The organism is Frigoriflavimonas asaccharolytica (genome assembly GCF_013294015.1).
GTDB classification, from domain to species: Bacteria; Bacteroidota; Bacteroidia; order Flavobacteriales; family Weeksellaceae; genus Frigoriflavimonas; species Frigoriflavimonas asaccharolytica.
Genome location: NZ_JABSNO010000001.1, coordinates 65,329 through 87,099, shown reverse-complemented (window position 1 = coordinate 87,099; position 21,771 = coordinate 65,329). Strand labels below are relative to the sequence as shown.

General features: G+C 34.1%; 15 protein-coding genes. 5 read left to right on the top strand and 10 right to left on the bottom strand.

Going from position 1 to position 21,771, the window contains the following annotated elements; translation table 11 throughout:
- Positions 1–70: 70 nt before the first annotated feature.
- The 3 genes from HNQ03_RS00380 to HNQ03_RS00370 all read right to left on the bottom strand — a co-directional run bounded on the left by HNQ03_RS00380 (position 71) and on the right by HNQ03_RS00370 (position 4,714).
- Positions 71–1,399, bottom strand: a complete 1,329-nt coding sequence (locus tag HNQ03_RS00380; RefSeq protein WP_173777656.1) for a (Fe-S)-binding protein — start codon at positions 1,397–1,399, stop codon at positions 71–73.
- An 11-nt stretch (positions 1,400–1,410) separates the two neighbouring features.
- Positions 1,411–2,361 carry an MlaD family protein gene (locus HNQ03_RS00375; RefSeq protein WP_173777655.1) on the bottom strand — a complete coding sequence of 317 codons (951 nt, stop codon included), beginning with the start codon at positions 2,359–2,361 and terminating at the stop codon, positions 1,411–1,413.
- Between the two features lie 214 nt (positions 2,362–2,575).
- Positions 2,576–4,714 (bottom strand): peptidylprolyl isomerase, encoded by a 2,139-nt coding sequence (locus tag HNQ03_RS00370; protein ID WP_173777654.1) that lies wholly within the window; start codon positions 4,712–4,714, stop codon positions 2,576–2,578.
- Positions 4,715–4,979: 265 nt separating this feature from the next.
- On the opposite strand from HNQ03_RS00370, the gene lon reads away from it, so the two are divergent.
- Positions 4,980–7,385, top strand: coding sequence for an endopeptidase La (gene lon, locus HNQ03_RS00365; protein ID WP_173777653.1), 2,406 nt, complete (start codon positions 4,980–4,982; stop codon positions 7,383–7,385).
- Between the two features lie 256 nt (positions 7,386–7,641).
- Positions 7,642–8,550 carry a DUF4349 domain-containing protein gene (locus HNQ03_RS00360; RefSeq protein ID WP_173777652.1) on the top strand — a complete coding sequence of 303 codons (909 nt, stop codon included), beginning with the start codon at positions 7,642–7,644 and terminating at the stop codon, positions 8,548–8,550.
- Between the two features lie 190 nt (positions 8,551–8,740).
- On the opposite strand, the gene HNQ03_RS00355 is transcribed toward HNQ03_RS00360, so the two are convergent.
- The 5 genes from HNQ03_RS00355 to HNQ03_RS00335 form a co-directional block, all read right to left on the bottom strand.
- Positions 8,741–9,967, bottom strand: a complete 1,227-nt coding sequence (locus tag HNQ03_RS00355; RefSeq protein WP_173777651.1) for an aminotransferase class V-fold PLP-dependent enzyme — start codon at positions 9,965–9,967, stop codon at positions 8,741–8,743.
- Positions 9,968–10,192: 225 nt separating this feature from the next.
- The gene (locus tag HNQ03_RS00350; RefSeq protein WP_173777650.1) at positions 10,193–10,843 is read right to left on the bottom strand and encodes a 50S ribosomal protein L25/general stress protein Ctc; all 651 of its coding nucleotides are present in this window, start codon (positions 10,841–10,843) and stop codon (positions 10,193–10,195) included.
- Positions 10,844–11,015: 172 nt separating this feature from the next.
- Positions 11,016–11,954: a ribose-phosphate pyrophosphokinase gene (locus HNQ03_RS00345; RefSeq protein WP_173777649.1), complete on the bottom strand. Its 939-nt coding sequence runs from the start codon at positions 11,952–11,954 to the stop codon at positions 11,016–11,018.
- A gap of 94 nt (positions 11,955–12,048) precedes the next feature.
- A complete protein-coding gene (locus HNQ03_RS00340) occupies positions 12,049–13,464 on the bottom strand; it encodes an SGNH/GDSL hydrolase family protein (protein ID WP_173777648.1) in 1,416 nt (471 codons plus the stop codon).
- Between the two features lie 12 nt (positions 13,465–13,476).
- The gene (locus tag HNQ03_RS00335; RefSeq protein WP_173777647.1) at positions 13,477–14,742 is read right to left on the bottom strand and encodes an OmpP1/FadL family transporter; all 1,266 of its coding nucleotides are present in this window, start codon (positions 14,740–14,742) and stop codon (positions 13,477–13,479) included.
- A gap of 272 nt (positions 14,743–15,014) precedes the next feature.
- Here HNQ03_RS00335 and HNQ03_RS00330 point away from each other — a divergent pair, with 272 nt between their 5' ends.
- The 3 genes from HNQ03_RS00330 to HNQ03_RS00320 are packed head-to-tail and all read left to right on the top strand — an operon-like array spanning position 15,015 to position 19,103.
- Positions 15,015–16,265 carry a PSP1 domain-containing protein gene (locus tag HNQ03_RS00330; RefSeq protein ID WP_173777646.1) on the top strand — a complete coding sequence of 417 codons (1,251 nt, stop codon included), beginning with the start codon at positions 15,015–15,017 and terminating at the stop codon, positions 16,263–16,265.
- Positions 16,258–16,722 (top strand): gliding motility lipoprotein GldH, encoded by a 465-nt coding sequence (locus tag HNQ03_RS00325; protein WP_173777645.1) that lies wholly within the window; start codon positions 16,258–16,260, stop codon positions 16,720–16,722. The genes HNQ03_RS00330 and HNQ03_RS00325 overlap by 8 nt, the downstream gene beginning before the upstream one ends.
- A gap of 5 nt (positions 16,723–16,727) precedes the next feature.
- Positions 16,728–19,103 (top strand): penicillin-binding protein 1A, encoded by a 2,376-nt coding sequence (locus HNQ03_RS00320; protein WP_173777644.1) that lies wholly within the window; start codon positions 16,728–16,730, stop codon positions 19,101–19,103.
- 88 nt (positions 19,104–19,191) lie between these two features.
- Here HNQ03_RS00320 and HNQ03_RS00315 read toward each other — a convergent pair whose 3' ends face one another.
- Together HNQ03_RS00315 and HNQ03_RS00310 are read right to left on the bottom strand one after the other, a co-directional pair.
- Complete coding sequence (locus HNQ03_RS00315) at positions 19,192–19,881, bottom strand: potassium channel family protein (RefSeq protein ID WP_173777643.1); 690 nt, start codon at positions 19,879–19,881, stop codon at positions 19,192–19,194.
- A 99-nt stretch (positions 19,882–19,980) separates the two neighbouring features.
- Positions 19,981–21,732: a TrkH family potassium uptake protein gene (locus tag HNQ03_RS00310; RefSeq protein ID WP_173777642.1), complete on the bottom strand. Its 1,752-nt coding sequence runs from the start codon at positions 21,730–21,732 to the stop codon at positions 19,981–19,983.
- Between the last annotated feature and the right edge of the window lie 39 nt (positions 21,733–21,771).

Below are 21,771 nucleotides of genomic sequence, written 5' to 3'. Positions count from 1 at the left end.
AACAACGAACAGGTTACCAATTAAAAGGACTTGCTACATTGTTAAATTACTACATTGTTACATTAATATCTTATTCCGTTGCCCAATTTAAACGATCTGCTTGATTATAAGCCCAAGGTGCACCGTTGTTTTCTACATTTGCCATCATGATATTGAGTTCATTTGGTGCAGCAGATTGTTCCATGACCAAATATCTACGCATATCTACAATGATGGAAAGTGGGTCTATCAAAATAGGACAAGCTTCTACACAAGCATTGCAACTTGTACAAGCCCAAAGTTCTTCTCTCAAAATATGATCGTCCAACAGTTTTTTGCCATCGTCTACAAATTTCCCGTTTTTGTTGATGTTTTTACCAACTTCCTCCATTCTATCTCGCGTATCCATCATGATCTTTCTTGGAGATAACTTTTTCCCAGTAATATTTGCTGGACAAACCGATGTGCATCTTCCGCATTCCGTACAAGAATAGGCATTTAGAAGTTGCACTTTATTTAAATCGAAAATATCACTTGCACCAAAAACTTCTGGTGTTGCATTTGGATCTACTTCTGGCGCCGCTGCATAAGGATCTGCATTAGGATCCATCATTAATTTTATTTCTGCTGTTACGGAATCCAGATTATTAAATTTCCCCATGGGATTTAAATTGGAATACCAAGTGTTTGGAAATGCCAAAATAATGTGCAAATGTTTGGAATAATAAAGATAATTCATGAAAAATAAGATTCCCACAATATGAAGCCACCAAGCTGATCTTTCTATAATTTCTAATGCAGATACACTGATATTATTAAACATTGGCGCCAATATGTTAGAACTAAAAGGGAAACTTCCGTGTGCAGCTAGCGCACCTTTTTGTTGCAATACCCAATCAGAACTATTCATCGTAAGAAATGCAACCATCAAGACTGCTTCTATGATCAAAATCCAGTTTGCATCTTCTTTTGGCCAACCAAAAAGTTCTTTCATTCGGAATCTTTTGATGCTGTAGAAATTTCTTCTGATAAAGAATAAAATGACCGCAATCAATACCAAAACTGCCAAAATTTCTAAGGTTGCCGTAAGAAATGAATAGAATCCATCTCCCAAAATACCTGCGAGAAAACGGTGTGTTCCGAAAATTCCATCAATGATGATTTCTATTAATTCTACATTGATGATGATAAAACCTACATAAACAATAACGTGTAAAATACCAGCTATTGGCCGTTTCACCATTTTAGATTGTCCCATTGCAACGCGGCCCATTGTTTCCCAACGTTTGCTAGGATTATCAGATCTGTTGATGTTTTTACCTAATTGAATGTTGCGATAGATTTCTTTCAAACTTTTATAAAAAAGCCCGAAACCTGCAATTAAAATTATTAAAAATATAATATTGTCAATATACTGCATATTGAATTGTTTTATTCTTTAGTTGATTTTCCAAAAACTGAAATATTGATGTATCTCTTTGGATTTGTTTTTAAGTCTATGATCAAATCGTTCAAGTTTTTCGATGTTTGTTCCAGATTGTTATACAATTGTTCATCGTTCACCATTTTACCTAAACTTCCTTTACCACCTTTAATATCTGAAATTACAGAATTTAAATTATTCACTGTTTTATCTAAATTATCTACAGTGTTATTAAGCTTTTTCACATCTATATTATCAGCAAGGTTGCCATATTTTCCTACAGCTGAATTTGCAGAAAGTACGGCAAGATTTGCATTGTCTAGTACTTTTTGCACTCTTCCATCATTATTGGACATTAAAGCGTTTGCATTTCTAGAAGTGCTTTCAAAAGCGGCTACTGTTCTGTTTAAATTTATTAAAAGAGATGTAATTTCTGCTCTGTTTCCATCATTTACCAGTTTGTTTGCATTGTTTGTAAGAGAATCTATTCTGCCTAAAACATTTTGCAATTGATCTTTTACTGGTTTTATCTGTGAAGAAAGTCCGCTCAGCATATTTGGTTTGTAAGCGCCAGAAAGTGTATCTCCATCTTTTGCAATAGGACCACCATATACCATGTTGATTCTCATTTGTTTACCAGACATCAAGCCTGGTTCAAAAATCTCTAAGGTAGAGCCTTTTGGAAATTTAAATTCATCATCTACCGTTACTTTTATTACAAAATGTATTTTTCCAGATTTATCTGTAATAGGCATAATATTGTCTACCTGACCAACTTTCAATCCATTTAAAGATACTGGACTAGAAGCTTCTAATCCTTCTACGTCGTCATATTTTGCGTAATAAACATCATCTGTGGTGAAAAGGCTTTTCCCTTTCATAAATTGGTAGAGCAGCACAAATCCTATTATAGCAATTAAAGCAATAAGACCTGCTTTTATTTCTTTACTTATTTTCATATAGAGTTTTATCTATTATTTTTATTTATTTTATAGTATTGCAAACGGCAAAAATCGTTAAAAACCAAGCGCTTAAAGAGATTCTATCTTTTGAAATTTTTCTCGGTAGCAAATATAAGACAATTTACGCAATCTAGACGGGAAAGTATTTCTTGGATTCACAAAAAAAGCGACAAAATAAATTGTCGCTTTAGTTTTTATATTTCTAACGAAATTATTGAGCTTGTTTATCCCAAACCTCTATTCTATAATCTTTGATATCTGCATTGTCTTGTAGACTTTTCAAAAATTGTTGATTAAAAGTTTGTGCATTTCGTGATTTTGTACTTTCCAAAAATTCTGCAAGTTCGCCAGGTTGTTTGTTTACGCTTTCAGATTTTTTCACAATCATGAAAACTCCTGTCATACCTTCTATTGGCTGAGAAATTTTCCCTTTTGCAATTCCAAATGCTGCACCAGCAATTTTTGGCTCCAACATTCCGTTTACTTGTGGATTAATCATATTCACTTGAGCAGATTGTTTTGCACTAGCAAAAGTTTTTGCAACTTGATCTAAAGAACTAGGTTTAGATGCGTTTATTTTTTCAATTATTTTTTTAGCAATCAGTTCATTTTTCACGGTAGCTTCTATTTCGTCTCTTACAGATTCTCCGTTTACCAAACCTTTGTCTTGTCTGCCATTTAAGAAAACAACTATTTTATCTCCTGTTCCATCTACGGTTACAAGATCTGTATCTCCTTTTTCACGTTTTTTATCAAAAGCCCAAGATATTACCTCTCCATCTTTTGCAGTTCCCAAACCATCTATACTTCCTTGGAAACGTTTTACTGTTTTTGGATTAGAATAATTTAAACTTCCTTTTTTTGCAACATTCACAAAATCATTGAAAGATTTGCCATCAATTTGCTGTATAAATTTTCTTGCTTTTTTATCAACTTCATCAGTTGTAGCTTGTGATGCACGAATAGATTTCACAAGATTAGCAACTTTATACGTCATTGCTCCAGATTTTTTTTCTTCAATGTTGATGATGTGATATCCAAATTGCGTTTCTGCAAGTCCGAAAGTTCCTGATGGGTTTGCACTTAAGAAGTCTAAATATCCTTGTGCAAATCCTTGTTGGTCTGAAGTTGTCCATCCAATTTCTCCATCTCTCTCTACTGCATTTGGTTCGTCAGATAATTTTAAACCTTCCGCAAATTTTGCAGGTGTAGCTTTTATTACTGATAATAGACTATCCGCTATTTTTTTAGCTTGCTCTTTCGTTCTTGTAGCTGTAGATCTTTCTGACCCAGCATAACCAATAAGAATATGCTTTGATCTAGAAGAATCTGAAGGTTTTTTTCCTATTAATTTAGATACTACATATACTTCTTGTTCTTTGAAAGGACCAAAAGTTTGCCCAACGCTTGCAGTTTTCACCCAATTGCCGATACTTGGTGGCAATTGCTCTGCACCTATATAAGCGCTATTGAAAGGTACCTCAGAATTTAATGTGATGAATGTAGAATCATTAGTTGTATTCTGAAAATTTTCTACTCCATCTGCAGTTCCATCAAACAATTTTTGGATATCATTTTTCACAATGGTTTCATCTCCAGCACTTGGTTTTGCTGGAAAAAATACTACTCCAAGGTTCACGCTAGCATCAGTTTTGTATCTGATAGGAAACCTTTTTATATAGTTTGTCAGATCTTCTGTGGTTACTTTTGTTGGATTTTTTTTATTGAATGCGTTATAGTCAATTTGCACATAGTCTATATCTGCTAATTGATCTCTTTGCTTCATCAATTCCTGCGCTTCTTTTTTGCTTACAGTAATTCCAGAGTTTATATTCGTGCTAACCTCCTTGTACATCATTCTATACTCAATAGATTTTCTATTTTTCATCCATTGGTTATAAGCTTCAACTTGGCCACTAGTTTGCAATGCTTCTACTCTTCCTTTAATTTCTTGCAGTTTGAAGTTTCCTTTTTCATCAAAATTATTTTGATCTTGCGCAAAATTTGGATCAAATTGAAGTTGACTCCAAAAGAAATCATCCGTCATGGTGAAACCCATTTTTTCAAATTGCTGCTTGATCAATTTGCTTTGCACCAAAATTTGCCAAGCTTGTTCTTCTAATCCTGTAGAAGGCTGCCCTTGCTGTTGCGCTTGTTGTTGAACTACATACAATTGATCATTGTATTCGTCTCTGGAAATTTCCTCTCCATTCACTTTTCCCATCACACTTGGATTTTTTCCAAATAATTTGTCAAAAGTATCTGGGTTTACCAAAAATGCTAATAATGCAAGTGCGATGATACCCATTAAAAGGATTGGTCTCTTTCTAATTTCTCCTAATATTGCCATAGTAGTAAATAGTATTATTTATCAATGGGCGAAAATACACTTTTTTGAATTATTAGAGAAATTTGAAATCGTTTAATTAAAATAAATTTTCACATTAAATGTTTTTAAATTAATTTAAAATGAAAATTTGGCTACTTTTATATAATTAAAACCAGTGGCATAACTATTGAGAATGTACATAAAGTAGTTTTTAATAGTTATTGAAAACTTTTTAATAAATCGATAACAAAAATATTGGTGACAATCTGTCACCCAATTTATATATATGGAAGAATTTGAAGACATCAATTTTGATGATATCGCAGACGATGGTTTTAGTATTGTAACTGAAGAGATAAATATTGCAGATTTTATGGAAACTAAAGAAGATGATAAACAAACCATCTTCCCGATTCTGGCTGTGAGAAATATGGTTATGTTTCCGAATGTGGTAATACCAATAACGGCAGGTAGAAAAAATTCTATCAAATTATTGGAAGATGCTCAAAAAAAAGGTGAATTGATAGGAATTTTAAGTCAAAAAAATTCTACAGTAGAAAATCCTGAAATTGCAGATTTATATGATATTGGTACCTTGACCAAAATAATAAAAATAATAAAACTGCCAGAAGGAAATGTGACGGTAATCACGAAAGGGTTTGGAAGATTTAAAATAAAAGAATTTTCTCAAACGAAACCCTATTTTAAGGCAAAAATCACCAAACTAAAAGATACACCAGCCAAAAATAAGGAAGAGTTTGAAGCGATAATGGATAATATAAGAAACCTATCTAAAGAGATTGTTTCTAAAGATGCGACAATACCAGATGCAGCAAATTTTGCGATTAGCAATATTACAGACCATTCAGATTTATTGAATTTTATTTGCACCAACGCACAATTCAAAACAGAAGATAAGCAAATGCTACTTTCGGAGAAAAATCTTGCGACAAGGGCTGCAAAATGCTATCAACTTTTGCATGAGGATTTTCAGAAATTGGAATTGAGAAACCAAATACATGCTAAGACTTCTAAAGATTTGGATAAGCAGCAAAGAGAATATTTCCTCAATCAGCAGATAAAGACCATCCAAGATGAAATTGGCGGAGGTGCAGAATCTGATGCAGAAGAATTGCAACTGAAAGCCAGTAAAATAAAATGGAACGATGAAATTCAAGAACATTTTGAAAAAGAATTGGGCAGATTACAAAGGCAACATCCTAATTCTCCGGATTATAATGTGCAAAGAAATTATTTAGATTTCTTCACAGATTTGCCTTGGGAGAAGTACAGTAAAGATATTTTTGATATTTTGAAAGCTGAAAGAGTTTTAGATAGAGCGCATTTCGGTCTCGAAGATATCAAAAAAAGAATTTTGGAACATATTGCTGTTTTAAAATTGAAAAACAATATGAAATCTCCCATTTTATGCTTGGTTGGTCCTCCAGGAGTTGGAAAAACTTCTCTCGGAAAATCTATTGCAGATTCTCTTGGTAGAAAATATGTACGCGTTTCTCTTGGTGGTTTGCATGACGAAAGCGAAATACGTGGTCACAGAAAAACCTATATTGGAGCGATGGCTGGTAGAATTTTGCAATCTATCAAAAAATCTGGAACTTCAAATCCTGTGATTGTTTTAGATGAAATAGATAAAGTAACCGCAAGTGCACACGGAGATCCAAGTTCTGCATTATTAGAAGTTTTGGATCCAGAGCAAAATCATGCTTTCTATGATAATTATTTAGAGCTTGGCTATGATTTGTCTAAAGTAATGTTCATCGCGACCGCAAATACACTTTCTACCATACAATCTCCACTTCTAGATAGAATGGAAATCATCCAAATTGCGGGTTATACTTTGGAAGAAAAAATAGAAATTGCCAAAAGACATTTGATGAAAAAGCAATTGGCAGAAAATGGTTTGACTGCACAATCCTACAAACTTGGCTCCGCAGAATTGAAACACATCATAGATGCACACACTTCGGAAAGTGGCGTAAGAAGTTTAGAAAAAAAATTAGCAGCTATTTCTCGTTGGGTTGCCTTGCAAACGGCGATGGAAAAGGAATACGATCCAAAAATAACCATTGAAAAAATAGATGAAATTTTGGGAGTGCCTCATCAGAAAAATTTAAGCGAAATAACTGATGTTCCGGGAGTTGTAACTGGTCTTGCCTGGACAAGCGTTGGTGGAGATATTCTCTTCATAGAAAGTATTTTGAGCGAAGGAAAAGGAAACCTTACAATGACGGGAAACCTCGGAAATGTGATGAAAGAATCTGCAACCATTGCTTTAGAATATATTAAGGCAAAATATGCAGACCTTGGAATTTCTCCGGAAAATATTAAAGAAAAAAATATCCACGTTCACGTTCCAGAAGGAGCAACACCCAAAGATGGACCTTCTGCTGGTATTGCAATGTTGACTTCTATGGTTTCTAGTTTTAGAAATATAAAAGTGAAACCTCATCTCGCAATGACGGGAGAAATCACTTTGAGAGGTAAAGTTTTGCCTGTTGGTGGTATCAAAGAAAAACTTCTTGCGGCAAATAGAGCTGGAATAAAAGAAGTAATTTTATGCGATGCCAACAGAAAAGATGTAGAAGAAATAAAGAAAGACTACATCAAAAATATGAAAGTGAGTTATGTGAAAACCATGAGCGAAGTTATAGCTTTAGCCTTGGAAAAGTAAACCACTTTACAATCTAATGCAGCCTGATATATTATTGTTAATATATCGGGCTTTTTTTTGCCTAATAAATGGGTAATGATACTATAAATTGATAAATTTTAGTTAAATATTTATTTTTTATAAATATACAATTCGTTGGCTATCAGAAGTTTTTAATTGTAAATCCGAGTTTACAAGTCCAAAACAATGCCCATACAAAGTTTGTAGAAAATTCCTGACGACATTTGTGATATACAAACCCACAAAATTATTCGTCATGAAAAAATTTAAAACAAACTTACTTGCAATTTCTTTAGTCGCAATCTCTGTTATTTCTTGTGCAAAACACGAAGGATCTACCATGAATATGGAAACTTCCAATGTTGCAACCGAAGCAAAAATGGTTTCGGATAGTGTTTCCGTTGCAGCTTCTCAAACTGTGGAAGGTAGAAAATTTGTGAAAACTGCTGATGTAAATATGGAAGTGAAAGATGTGTATGAAAGTAGCATTTTCATCGAAAAAAAATTGCAAGAATTGAAAGGCTTTGTAACTTCTAGCAATCTAAATGCAAGAGTTCTTTCCGAAAAAACCTACACAACATCTGATGAAAACGCAATGTTGGTTCGGAAATTTCAGACTGAAAACAGCATGCAAGTTCGTGTACCTTCGGAAAACCTTGGGCAGTTTCTTACATTCATCAATGATAAAAAAGTGTTTCTTAATAGCCGCATTATTTCTGCAGAAGACGTAACGAATAATGCAAAAATTGCAGATTTAACCAATGCGAAATTGGCGCAATCACAAGAAGTAATTGATAAAATGAAAAATGATAAGGATAAAGTGGACCTTATCAATCAAAATTTAAGCGAGCAACAATCTCAAGATGTAAGCAATATTACATTAGCAGATGATTTAAAATACAGCAGTGTAACTATCTACATCCAAGAGCCATCTATAAAAACCGCCGAAATTGCGGTAGTAAATACAAAAGGAGTAGATCAAAAATACCAAATGAATTTCTTCTACGAGTTAAAAAATGCTTTGCAGCAAGGTTTCTATTTTATCCAAACTTTCGTTGTAGGATTATTTGCTATTTGGCCATTTCTTTTAATTCTAGGTGCAGGATTTTATTTCTGGAGAAAGAGAAGAAAATTGGAAGTTACTAGTCCAAAATCAGAGGAATAGATTTTAAAAAACTTTTTACCATTTAGGTAGATGAAGGAGTTAAGTTTCATAAAGAAAAAAATCTAAAGATTTTTTGAAACGCAGAAAATTTGCTTACAAATTCTTAATGATCTTAATTTCTTAACACTACTTAATGGTAAAATTTTCACCAAGAAAATCTTGATTCTAAAATCTTGGCTCTTGGTTCTTTTTAAGAAAGCATTCTTTGCGCTTTTTTCACGCCATCTACCAGAATATCAATTTCTTCCATGGTATTATAAACTGCAAAACTGGCGCGAACTGTACCCGCAATTTTGAAAAATTCCATAATGGGTTGTGTACAATGATGTCCCGTTCTCACGGCGATTCCCATTTTATCTAGAATCATTCCGGTATCAGAAGCTATTCCTGTTCCTTCTAAATTAAAAGAAGCTACCGCAGTTCTGTGGGCTTTTTCTGCATAAATTTTTAAGTTTTCTATTTTCAGAAGTTCTGCTTGAGCATAATGCAACAATTGATCTTCATGCTTTTGCAAATTTTGAATTCCAGTTTCATTTACGAAATCTATGGCAGCTCCCAAAGCAATATTTCCACCAATGTTGGGCGTTCCGGCTTCAAATTTAAAAGGCAAACCAGCGTACGTTGTTTTTTCAAAACTACAAACAGCAATCATTTCTCCACCTCCGTGAAAGGGTTGAAGTTCATTTAAAACAGATTCTTTTCCGTAGAGAATTCCCGTACCTGTAGGTGCGTACAACTTATGACCAGAGAAAACGAAAAAATCGCAATCCATTTTTTGTACATCAATTGCAAAATGCGTTACAGATTGTGCGCCATCAATCACAATATAAGCGGCGGAATTTGCACGAATCATTTTAATCATTTCGTCTACAGGATTGATAACTCCTAAAGCATTGGAAACCTGATTAAAAGAAACAATTTTGGTCTTCTCGTTTAAGTTTTTTTCTAAAAAATCCAATTGCAAAATTCCGTTTTCATCCATGGGAATTACTTTCAGAATTGCACCTGTTCTCTCGCAAAGCATTTGCCAAGGAACGATGTTGGAATGGTGCTCTAGATAAGAAATAATGATTTCGTCGTCTTTCTTTATTAAATTAGAATTAGACAAAGCGTAGGCAATCAGATTGATACCTTCCGTGGTTCCTTTGGTGAAAATAACTTCATAATCGTGCTTTGCATTGATGAAGTTTTGTACTTTTTTCCGAGCATCTTCCATTTTTTCCGTTGCGCGCTGGCTCAAAGTATGGATTCCACGATGCACGTTGGAATTGATGGTTTCGTAGTATTCTTTTATAGAATTGAGAACAGAAATTGGTTTTTGGGAAGTAGCCGCATTATCCAAATAAACCAAGGGTTTTCCGTTGATATTTTGGTGTAGAATAGGAAACTGGCTGCGGATTTTTTCTATATTGAACATAATTCTTATTTAGACTCGTTCAAATTTACGGAAAATTTGGGGGAAATGGGTTTGTCGAGTTATGATAAAAATCGGAAATGTGATAAGATTTTTAATCCACATCTACGGTTTCAATGCTAATATTAAATGGTGAAAAAATATCATGTCTATTAAAATAAAATTATTCACCAAAAAAAATCCCGCTCCAAAATTTTGAAGCGGGATTTATATGTAAAAAAAGTTTCCTTATTCTGCTGCAGTATCTTCTGCAGGAGTTGCGCCTTCTTCTGTAGAAGTTTCTCCTTCTGCACCTTCTTCAGTTTCTTCGTCATCATCATCTGCTCCTTTTATTGCAGTTCTTGCAGTTCTTACGGCTACAATTACTGTATTGTCTGGATGCATCAATGTGTAATCAGTAGTTTTCACTTCAGAAGCGTAGTATTTCATACCAATTTTCATTGGCGTAATATCAATTACTACCTCATCTGGCAAATTGCTTGGCAATGCTTTCACTCTTACTTTTCTGTAAGGTTGACGCAATACACCACCATTCACAACACCTCTAGAACGTCCTGTAAGTCTTACTGGAACTTCCATAACCACTGGTTTGTCGTCTCTTAATTGGTAAAAATCAACGTGCAAAATTTTATCCGTTAAAGGATGAAATTGGATGTCTTGCAAAACTGCTGGGATTGTTTGTCCGTCTACAATTAATTCAACAGTATGCGCTTCCGGAGTATAAACCAAAGATCCCAATGTTTTCTCATCTGTAGAAAAATTGATCGGTTCTTGTTCTCCGTAAACAACACAAGGAACTAATTCAGCATCACGTAAAGCTTTTGTTGACTTTTTGCCCACGTTTTCTCTTTTTGTACCTGTAATTGTAATAGATTTCATTTAATATATTTAAAAAATTATTTATAAATTTCACTTTTTTGGGCGTGCCCACACCAAATTTTAAAAAATTTGCTGCGGTCGGGCTATATATTTCAATCTTTTTTTTAGAAAAAAAAAGGATTTCCATTTCTATCCCTCACGCAATATTCGCTTGTAGCATTGGTTTTATCCGTTAGATAATAAATTTACTACTGATGGATTGATGCTCGTGCACCATCTTCATTACCTCTGCGAATAATGGGGCGCAAGATATTACTTTTATTTTAGATGTGCAATCACTTTTTACTGGAATAGTATCTGTAACGATAACTTCCTCTAGCATAGAATTTTCTATGTTTTCATAAGCTTTGCCAGAAAGTACACCGTGGGTTGCCATTGCTCTTACAGAAAGTGCACCTTTTTCTTTCAAAATTTGGGCTGCTTTGCACAACGTTCCGGCTGTATCAATCATATCATCTATCAAGACGACGTTTTTGCCTTCTACATCACCAATCAAAAACATTTCTTCAATTACATTGGCCTTCTTTCTTTCTTTGTAGGCAATTACTACTTCTGCACCAAGATGGCTTGCATAGTTTTTTGCTCTTTTTGCACCTCCCATATCTGGTGAAGCAATAGTAAGATTTTCTAAGTTTAGGCTTCTTATGTAATCTATAAAGATTGTAGAAGCGTACAAATGATCTACAGGAATTTCAAAAAATCCTTGTATTTGGTCTGCATGAAGATCCATGGTCATTATTCTGGTTGCGCCTGCTGCAGTTAATAGATTTGCAACCAATTTTGCTCCAATTGGCGCTCTTGGTTGGTCTTTTCTATCTTGTCTTGCCAATCCATAATAAGGTAAAACCGCTGTAATGCTTTTTGCAGAGGCTCTTTTTGCCGCATCTATCATTAGTAGCATTTCTAGCAAATTGTCTGCTGGTGGAAAGGTAGAACCAATTAAAAAGACTCTTCCTCCGCGAACGGATTGGTCTAAAACTGGCTCAAATTCGCCATCGCTAAATTCTTGAAAAATAATTTTGCCCATTTCCTGTCCATAATGTTCTGCAATTTTTGCAGCAAGATGGTGGCTGGTTCTAGTTGAAAATAGATAACTTGCTTGTTCGGACATAATTTTTTTTTGAAGTTGCAAATTTATTAAAAATAAAACCCACTCAACAGAAATTGAGCGGGTTTATTTATTTTAATGCAAATTAACAATAATTTTAAGGGAATTTAACGCCAGAATATATGTTTACGTTAACCATCGGAATTGTGCTTCCGTATTGTTTATTAATGGATTTTAGAAATTCATTAGCAATTAATGCATATCCTCTTCCTGTAAGATGTACACCATCTAAAGAAAATGCTCCACCTGTAACGAATGTTGCAGTAAAACTTGTTCCATTATAATTAATTCCAGAATTAGTTGCCATTTCTTTTAATTTTGAATTTGCATCTACATAAGCAAGACCTTTTGCTGCTGCTGTAGTTGCAATTATATTATTAAAGGCTGTAGTAGATGCTAATACTTTCACAATTTCTTTTTCTGTAAGTACTCTATTATCTGCCAAAGCTGTAGAAGTTCCACCACCAGCTGTTAGAAGAGGTGAAGTAGTAAGCAAGATTAAATCTTTAGAAGTCGTTTGTCTATAAGAAGGTAACATTAATGCTCCTAAATTTGTAAGATCTTTATCATTAATAACTGCACCATTTGCAATACCAGCTGTAAATTTTATCAGCCTAGATTGGTATTCTGCATCTGTAATTAAATTTGCAGCTTTAGCTTGCGCCAATCCGCCGTTATACGGTGCATATGCAGCATTTAATTGTGTAATTTGTGCAGCAGTTAATGTACTGAAAGGCATTGCTGGAACTCGAGTGAAAAAAGGTATTGAGGTAACATTTGGTATGTTTGCAAGTACACCTTTCGCACCGTTTGCAGTTAACCCGTTTACAATCGTGTTATAAACAGAACTAAAAGTAGCAGTAGGTGTAAGTGCATCTGTGCCATCTCCTCCAGTTGTAGCGTATCCCAATACATCATTATTCCCAATCCAAAGAGAGAAGAATGTTGGGTTTTGAGCAACAACATCAGTTACCACACTCGCATTTGGAGAAGATGCAAATCTAACAAAATATGGGTTTGCCGTTCCAAGTGCTAAATTTGCAGGATTTCCATATCCTGGAGCCAGCAAATGAAAAGATTTTGCACCAGGAACACCCATGTTATTGAATGATTTTCCTGCTCCACCAATTATATCTAAAGCTGCTGCAGGAGCACTTGCAACTGGCGAAAGTGCACCACCGATAACTTTTAATTCTAACTTACCGCTAAAACCAGGAATATTCGTAAATCCACCTGTGTTATTTGGCATCATTGGTTGCGTGAAAGTACCGCCTCCTGCTAGTGCAAATTGTGCAGCCATCATAGAAGGGAAAGATTCCTTTTGTCCATCTGAGTATAACGTACCATCTCTATATCCAGAGGTAAGGGAATTTCCTACAGAAACAAATTTTGAGAAATCTGCATTTCCTTTAGTAACCTGAATGTCTGCTAGATCTGTTTCAAATTCTGTTTTACAGCTAAAAGTTGCGAGCAAACATGCAGCTGCGAAACTTGTTAAAAATATATTTTTCATATTAAATTCTAATTATTTTACATTATAAGAAAGTCCAAGCCCAAAGTAGTATGCTTTTGCTTTTGCTTGTCCACTGAAACCATTGAAAGTGTTATTAAACTCTCTAGCTTTTGGCAAAGCTAAACCACCAGCTACATCTAGACCAAAACCTTTAGCAAAATTAAAACCTAAACCTGCTGTAAATACATTCGTATTAAATGAAGGTGTTTCTGCTTGGAAATTGGCTCCATTGTAAGGAGATTCATCATAATAATATCCAGCTCTACCTACAATCATATCTGATAATCTGTATTGAGTACCAAATCTGAAAGTCATTGTATTTTCAAAATTTTTCTGACTTACTAAAACCGTGTTATCTGCTTGGTTTCCTATAGGTGCGTTTGCAAAATCTAGAGTTAATTTATTATATCTTTCCCAACCAGTATAATTGAAATCTGCAGAAACTTGCCATCTTGGTGTAATCTTATAAGTTGCACCTAAAGTAAATTCATCTACAAGTGGCAAAGTAGCTGTAAAGGTATCTTTACCGTTTGCATCCAAACCTAAAGTAGAATATAAACTTTGGTTGATATCAAAAGAAACTACACCATTTTTAGCTTTCACATCTACTGGAGATCTGTATGCTACACTCACATCCCATTTGCTGTCTGGTTGAAAATAGAAACCAAAACCAAAACCACTTCCCGTAGCTTGATCATCAAATAAATTTAAAGTTCCTTTCGTAGATGATGCATCTAATGGTTCTCCATTCAATTTGGTAGCTGCTTTATCCCAATTTACAGTTCCTTTTGCATAGATGTAGCTACCTCCGAAAGAGATCCACGGTGCTAATTTAACAGAAACCATTGGTTGAAAATAAAATGATTTTAATTCTAATCTCTGCACTATTTCTCTTCCTGCCCAATCACTTGGCCATTCTATTGTGCTACCAAATGGAGTAGAAAAACTAAAACCTACAGAAACTTGATCTACTACTTTGTATGCAACTGCAGCGTAGATAGGAGTTCCAATTGGATTATCGGTTTTTGAAGATTCTAAAGTGCTTAAATTTTGATATTTCACGATAGATTTTGCTCCAAATCCTCCAGCTACAATACTAAATTTTGCAGGGATGAAAGACATTCCCGCAGGATTGAAGAAAGCAACACTCGCATCTTCTGCATGTGCACTTGTATGTGCTTGTGCCAGTTGTTTCACACCTTGTAAGGATACACGGAAACCACCTGCAAACATCATTGCGCCAGATAATAAGGCTGCTGATAATAATATTTTTTTCATAAAATTATAGGATAATATTACACCAAATATAAAATTAATTTGTGTAACAATGTTAATTTTCCTTAAAACATTTAATTTTATCTTAAAATAAACTATGCTACGAATATTAAAAAATTCGTATTTGTTTAATAGTCAGCTTATTAAATTTTTAAATTTGACTATTTTGTTCAGTCTTGAAAATTCATTTAATAATTATAAAAAAAGATAAACTAAAAATAAAAAATTAAGATAAAAAAATTATATTAAATTTGCACATATATAAAATAAAAAATATGAGTTGTGGATGCAAAACATCCGGAGATTCTGCTCATAACTGTGGAACCAAATCTGCAAGTGGCTGCGATAGCGTGGATACTTGCGGAAATAGCTATAAATTAAGTGTTTTTGATTGGTTGTCTAACGTTAGCAATCCTACATCTGCCAAATGTGATTTGGTAGAAGTTAGATTTAAAAACGATAGGAAATGTTTTTTTAGAAATGAAAATAATTTGCCGCTTCATATAGGAAGCATAGTAACAGTAGAATCTAGTCCGGGACATGATGTAGGTGTAGTAAGCCTAACAGGAGAATTAGTAAAAATTCAAATAAAAAAGAAAAATATCCACCAAGATGATATTTTAAAAATATACCGACTTGCCAACCAAAAAGATGTAGAAACGTGGCAAACAACGCGAGAAAAAGAGGAGCCAATAAAAAAAGAAGCTCGTAGAATTGCGTCTAACCTGCGACTACAGATGAAAATATCTGATGTAGAATTTCAAGGCGATGGTGCAAAGGTTACTTTTTATTATACAGCAGAAACTAGGGTAGATTTTCGACAATTGATCAAAGAATTTGCGGGTACTTTTCGCACAAGAATAGATATGAAGCAAATCGGATTCCGCCAAGAAGCCGCAAAATTGGGTGGCATAGGATCTTGTGGAAGAGAGTTGTGCTGTTCTACTTGGCTTACGGATTTTCGATCTGTGAATACAAACGCTGCTCGATATCAACAATTATCTATCAATCCGCAAAAACTTGCAGGACAATGTGGAAAATTGAAATGCTGTCTTAATTATGAATTAGATAGTTATATGGATGCCTTGAGTGATTTTCCGCCTCCAAATACAAACCTTCAAACAGAAAAAGGAAAAGCTTTTTGTATAAAAATCGACGTTTTTCGAAAAAAAATGTGGTTCGCATATGCAGAAAATACGCATACTTGGTTTGATTTGGATGTAGCAGAAGTAAACAAGATGGTAGCGCTTAATAAAAAAGGCGAAAAAGCAACTGCTTTGGAAGATTATATGACGAATGAAGTTGTAGTGAAAGCTGTAGACATAATTGGTGAAAATACTCTGGATCGTTTTGAAAATAAAAAACCAAACAAAAACAGAAATAATAGAAATAAAAATTCTGGACCAAGGCCACAAGCTCAAAATGTGAAAGTAGCACAAAACGTGAATAAAGACGCGCCGCAAACTAATCCACCAAAGAAAAAATTTAAAAAGAAATATCCACCAAAAAAGAATAATAATGAATAAAATAGTTGCTGTTTTATTTACGATGATATTTTTAACAGCTTGCAAATCCGATGATGCTGATATTCAAATGAAACCTATCAACAATGCTTGGAAAGCGAAAGCAGAGCAAAAATTTCAACTGAATATTGATGATGCTCAAAATGTAAAAAATATTATATTTGTAGTAAGAAATAATAACGATTATCCGTACAGCAATATCCGTTTTATCGTAAATTTAACGGATTTAAAGACAAAAAAAAAGCAAACAGATACGCTTAATTATATTCTTGCAAGACCAAATGGAGAATGGTTGGGAACAGGTTTTGGGAATACAAAAGAGATATTGTTTCAATACAAAACGAATTATAAATTTCCAGCAAATGGAAATTATGAAATTGGCATGATACAAGCTATGAGAAAAGATACCTTGATCGGAATAGAAGATATCGGCATTAAAATACAAAACATCAAGCCATAAATACTATGGAAAATAATAGAAACAAAGGAAACAACGGTAATAATAATTTTCCGCTTCCTCCTAAAAACAAAAAAAATACTGGCTGGAAAAAATGGGTCCGTCTTGTTTGGCTTGGATTTTTTGCAGTTGTAATAGGCATTTCTGCATTATTTTTTGCAGTTTCCCAAGGTTTGATGGGAGAAATGCCAGAAATAAGCGAAATAGAAAATCCAGACATCTATGTTTCGTCGGAAATTTGGTCTTCTGATGGTGTACTTTTAGGTAGATTTGAAAAAGAAAAAACCATACCTGTAGTGTATAGCGATTTGCCACCTTATCTTATATATGCTTTGCAAGCAAAAGAAGATGAGCGTTTTAGAGAGCATTCTGGGATAGACATGAAATCTATCGCAAGAGCAATACGTTTCGGTGGAAATCGTGGTGGAGGTTCTACTATTACACAGCAATTGGCAAAATTACTTTTTACAGGTACTGCCTCTCAAAATAAAATAGAGAGAGGGATTCAAAAACTTAAAGAATGGGTAGTTGCAGTAAGCATTGAAAAAAGATATACCAAAGAAGAAATTATAACGCTCTATTTTAATAAATTTAGTTTCGGAAATAATGCCAATGGGATAGAAATGGCATCTAGAATTTACTTTAACAAAACTACAAAGCAGCTAACGTTGCCAGAAGCAGCCATGTTTGTAGCCATGTTGGAGGCACCTACGGCTAACAATCCATTGCGAAAACCAGAGAGAGCAAAGCGCAGAAGAGATGTGGTTTTAGATCAAATGTTAGAAACCAAATACCTTACGCAAGAAGATTATCAACGAGCAATAGACTCACCAATTGTAACAGATTATCATCCAGTGAAAACTGTAGACGAAGGAAATTCAGCGTACTATAAATTTTATTTAAGAAAAGAAATTGATAAGTATCTTAAAGAGAATGAGAAAAAAACGGGTAAAACTTTAAATCTGTATAAAGATGGTTTGAAGATCTACGTAACGCTAGATTCTAAAATGCAAAAGTATGCAGAAGAATCTATGAAAGAACATCTTACAAGTTTGCAAGCAAGTTTCGATCGTGAACAGAGAGGTAGAAAAGCAGCGCCATTTTATTATCTAAATCCTGAACAAATAGACAGAGTAATGATGTCTGCCATTAAAAGGACTGGTAGATACAAACAACTAAAAGCTGCAGATATGTCTGAGGATTCCATCATGATGGAATTTCAAAAACCAGTAAAAACATCAAGATTTACATGGAAAGGAGAAGAAGAAGTAGAAATGTCGCCTTATGATTCTATTCGCTATCACAAGCAAATTGCCATGGCTGGTTTGATGTCTATGTCTCCTGCTACAGGCGAAATAAAAGCTTGGGTTGGTGGTATCAATTGGCAGCATTTCCAGTACGATCATATTAAACAAGGGAAAAGACAAGTTGGATCTACTTTCAAACCCTTTGTTTATGCAGCAGCAATTATGAATCTTGGTTTAACGCCTTGTTCTACGATAAATGCCGGAACCTTCAATGAAGGCGGATATAGAGTTCCTGGAAGAGGCGGAGACATGACATTAAAAGCAGCTTTAGCAGGATCCATAAATCCTGTAGCGGTAAGATTGATGCAGAAAACTGGACCAGATAATGTGATTAAGTTGGCAAGAGATTTAGGCGTAACAAGTGATATGGAGAGAAATCTAACGACTGCTTTAGGATCTGCAGATATTACAATTTACGAGATGCTCGCGGCATATTCTACATTTGCAAACTACGGAAACTATGTGAAGCCAGAAATGATTTGGAGAATTGAAGATTCCAATCAAAGAGTAATAACGGAAGTAAAACCACTGTACAAAGAAGTAATGAACGAAAAGTATGCATACACCATGATAGAACTAATGAAAGGTGTAGCACAATTTGGTACAGCTTCCGGAGAATTGGGAAGACGTGGTATCAGTAAAGCGGTAGAAATTGCTTGTAAAACGGGTACTACACAAAATAATTCTGATGGTTGGTTCATGGGAATTACGCCAAAACTAGCAACCGGAGTTTGGGTAGGTTGGGAAGATAGAGCAACGCATTTCAGGGGGACTGGAGAAGGACAAGGTGCAAAAATGGCACTTCCTATTTGGGCAATATTTATGAAGAAAGTATGGGCAGATAAATCTTTGGAAATTTCTGCAGACGATAAATTTGTAAAACCTTCGGATTGGCAAGGTGGATGTGATGATCTTAAAGGAATGACTGGTGGATACGGAGACGATGGTGGCTACCAAACCATAGATCAATTGAAAAATCCTACAATTTCTGAACCTACAACACAGAAAGCTAAAAAACCAGAAGAAAGTCTCAACGAAAAAATAAATAAAACAGAAGATATAGATTTTAACAAATAATCTTCGTCTTTGTAAAGTTATTTAAATATTATTTTTGTCTAGTCTTATTTATTTTAAAAGTAAAAAAGGCTAGACAATTTTTTTTCTCCTAATTCTGATCTTTTATAAATTTTTTGATGTCTTCGTTTTCGCCATAAAGCACAAGAATATCTCCACTTTCTAGTATAGCGTCGTAGGTTACAACACCTTGTACTTCATTCACTCTTTTCACCTTTCCGAAGATGTTTTTTTCGGCCGTTTTCTTGATGATGGTTACAAACACGAGATTATAATTACTTCTAAAGCCAATATCTTCAATTCTTTTCCCGATGCAGCAATCTGGCAAAGCAATTTCTACAACACTATATTTACCAGAGATCTCAAAAGATTCTACCATTCCTTTTAAAGACAGTTTTTTAGCCCATCTTTCAGCAGTTTCTTCTTCTGGATGTACGATGGTATTAATATCCATCGCTTCCAATATTGTTTCGTGAATAGGATCTATCGCTCTACTGATGATTTTGTTTGGGTGCAATTTTTTCACCAAAGCAGATGCCACTACATTTGCACCACGATCTTCGCCAATAGCTACTATCACTACATCTGTATCTTTAAATGGTAAACCCTTCATCGTATATTCATCCGTTGCATTCATGCAGATAGCGTGAGAGATTTTTTCTTTCACACCTTCTACTTTATTGTAATCGCTATCAATCCCGATTACCTCATTACCCATTTTAGTCAGCTTTTCAGCTAAAGAAAGTCCAAAATTACCAAGACCAATTACTATATATTTCATCTGTAAATTATAATTTTTTTAAAAGCTTTATACTATAGATTTTCGAACTCTGTATTTAAATATCGAAAATAACAGTGGCTATTTCATTTATATTAAATATTAATTAATTAAAATTTCCTCTTTTGGATATCTATAATTAAAATATTTTTCACTTTTCATTACGGCTATTAACAAAGAAAACATACTTACTCTACCGATAAACATTAAAGCTATGATGATTACTTTGCCATAATCTGATAAATATGGCGTAATATTAATAGACAAACCTACTGTAGAATAAGCAGAAAATGCTTCAAAAGCAAGCGCCAAAATATCTTTATCTTTTTCTACAATTACCAAGAGGAATATACAAAATCCTATTATTATTAAAGACAGTGCGATGATGGCAAATGCTCGTCTGATGCTATTATCACTTATTTCTCGTCGAAAGATTTCTGTGCGTTTTTTTCCACGTGCTAAGCTCAAAATATTTAAAGTAGCAATAGCCAAAGTACTCGTCTTTACACCACCTCCAGTAGAAGCAGGAGAAGCTCCCACCCACATTAAGAATATGCAAATAAGCAAAGCTGGAGCTCCAATTGACGTTAAATCTACCGTATTAAAACCTGCTGTTCTGTTGGATGCCGATATAAAAAATGCTTCTACTATTGCTCCAAAAGTAGAATGGCCTTTTAATACTCCATCTTTTTCTAGTATATAAATTAAAGCCGTACCACCTATTAATAAAATTAAAGTAGTTGCTAAAATAATTCTAGAGTTTAAATTCACGACCCAAGGAATATGTTGTTTTTGTTCTTTTTTAAAATAAATAAGAATATTTTTTATAAATAAATGACGAAAATATTTATAAACATTGTAAACAATAGGAAATCCTAATCCACCAAATATAAATAATGCAGCAATGATGAGGTGTAGAGAATAATTAAACTGATATCCTCGCTCATATAAATTTCCGCTTAAAGTAGAAAAACCAGCGTTGCAAAAGGAAGATATTGAATGAAAAACAGAAAAGAAAATTCCTTGATTCACAGAATTATTCAGTAATCCTAAATCCAAAGTGCTATAAATAATGACCGCACCAAAAAATTCTATGGTGAGCGTGATGATGATAATTCGCTTCAAAGTATTAAATACATCTCCCAATTTATCCGAACTCGTCATTTCGCTTAATGTAATCTGGTTCGCATAAGAACCTGTACCACGGAAGAAATAACTGAAATAGCTGGCAAATGTCATTATACCCAAACCACCAACTTGTATTAAAGTCAAAATGATTATTTTTCCGAAAGTCGTGAATTCTTTTGAAGTATCCAAAACCGTTAATCCTGTTACGCAAACCGCACTTGTAGCTGTAAACAAAGCATCTAAGGGCAAAATTCCCTTTACGGTTGCATTTGGCATCATCAAAAATCCAGCACCAATTAGTATAATGCCGAAAAAACTTAGGATGAATAATTGCGCAGGATTGATAACAGCTTTCTTAAAATCTATCTTCAAACTAGAAAAATCTCGAAGAAAACAAGAAATTATTAATATATAGATGATTCTTTTATTAAAGAATGAAAAAGTAGTGCTTTCCCAGAAGCTATATTCTATACGAGCAATGTAGTAGAGAAGGATGAGCAATAGTACTCCAATTTCTAAGTAAGATATTTTCTTTAAAAAATTCTCCTTTTTTCTAATATTATATAAGATAATGTTGACACCCGTTAGAATGAAACTAAAATCGTAGAAGTAAATTACGTTCGTTTTATACAGCAGTTCTTTGTAAAATCCTGCCTCGAAAATCATGATTCCGAGCGCAATAAAACTGGCATAAAAAGAAATGAGATTAAGATTTTTTGTCCACATTCTTTGAAAAAAATTTTTACAATATTTAAGAGTACGAAA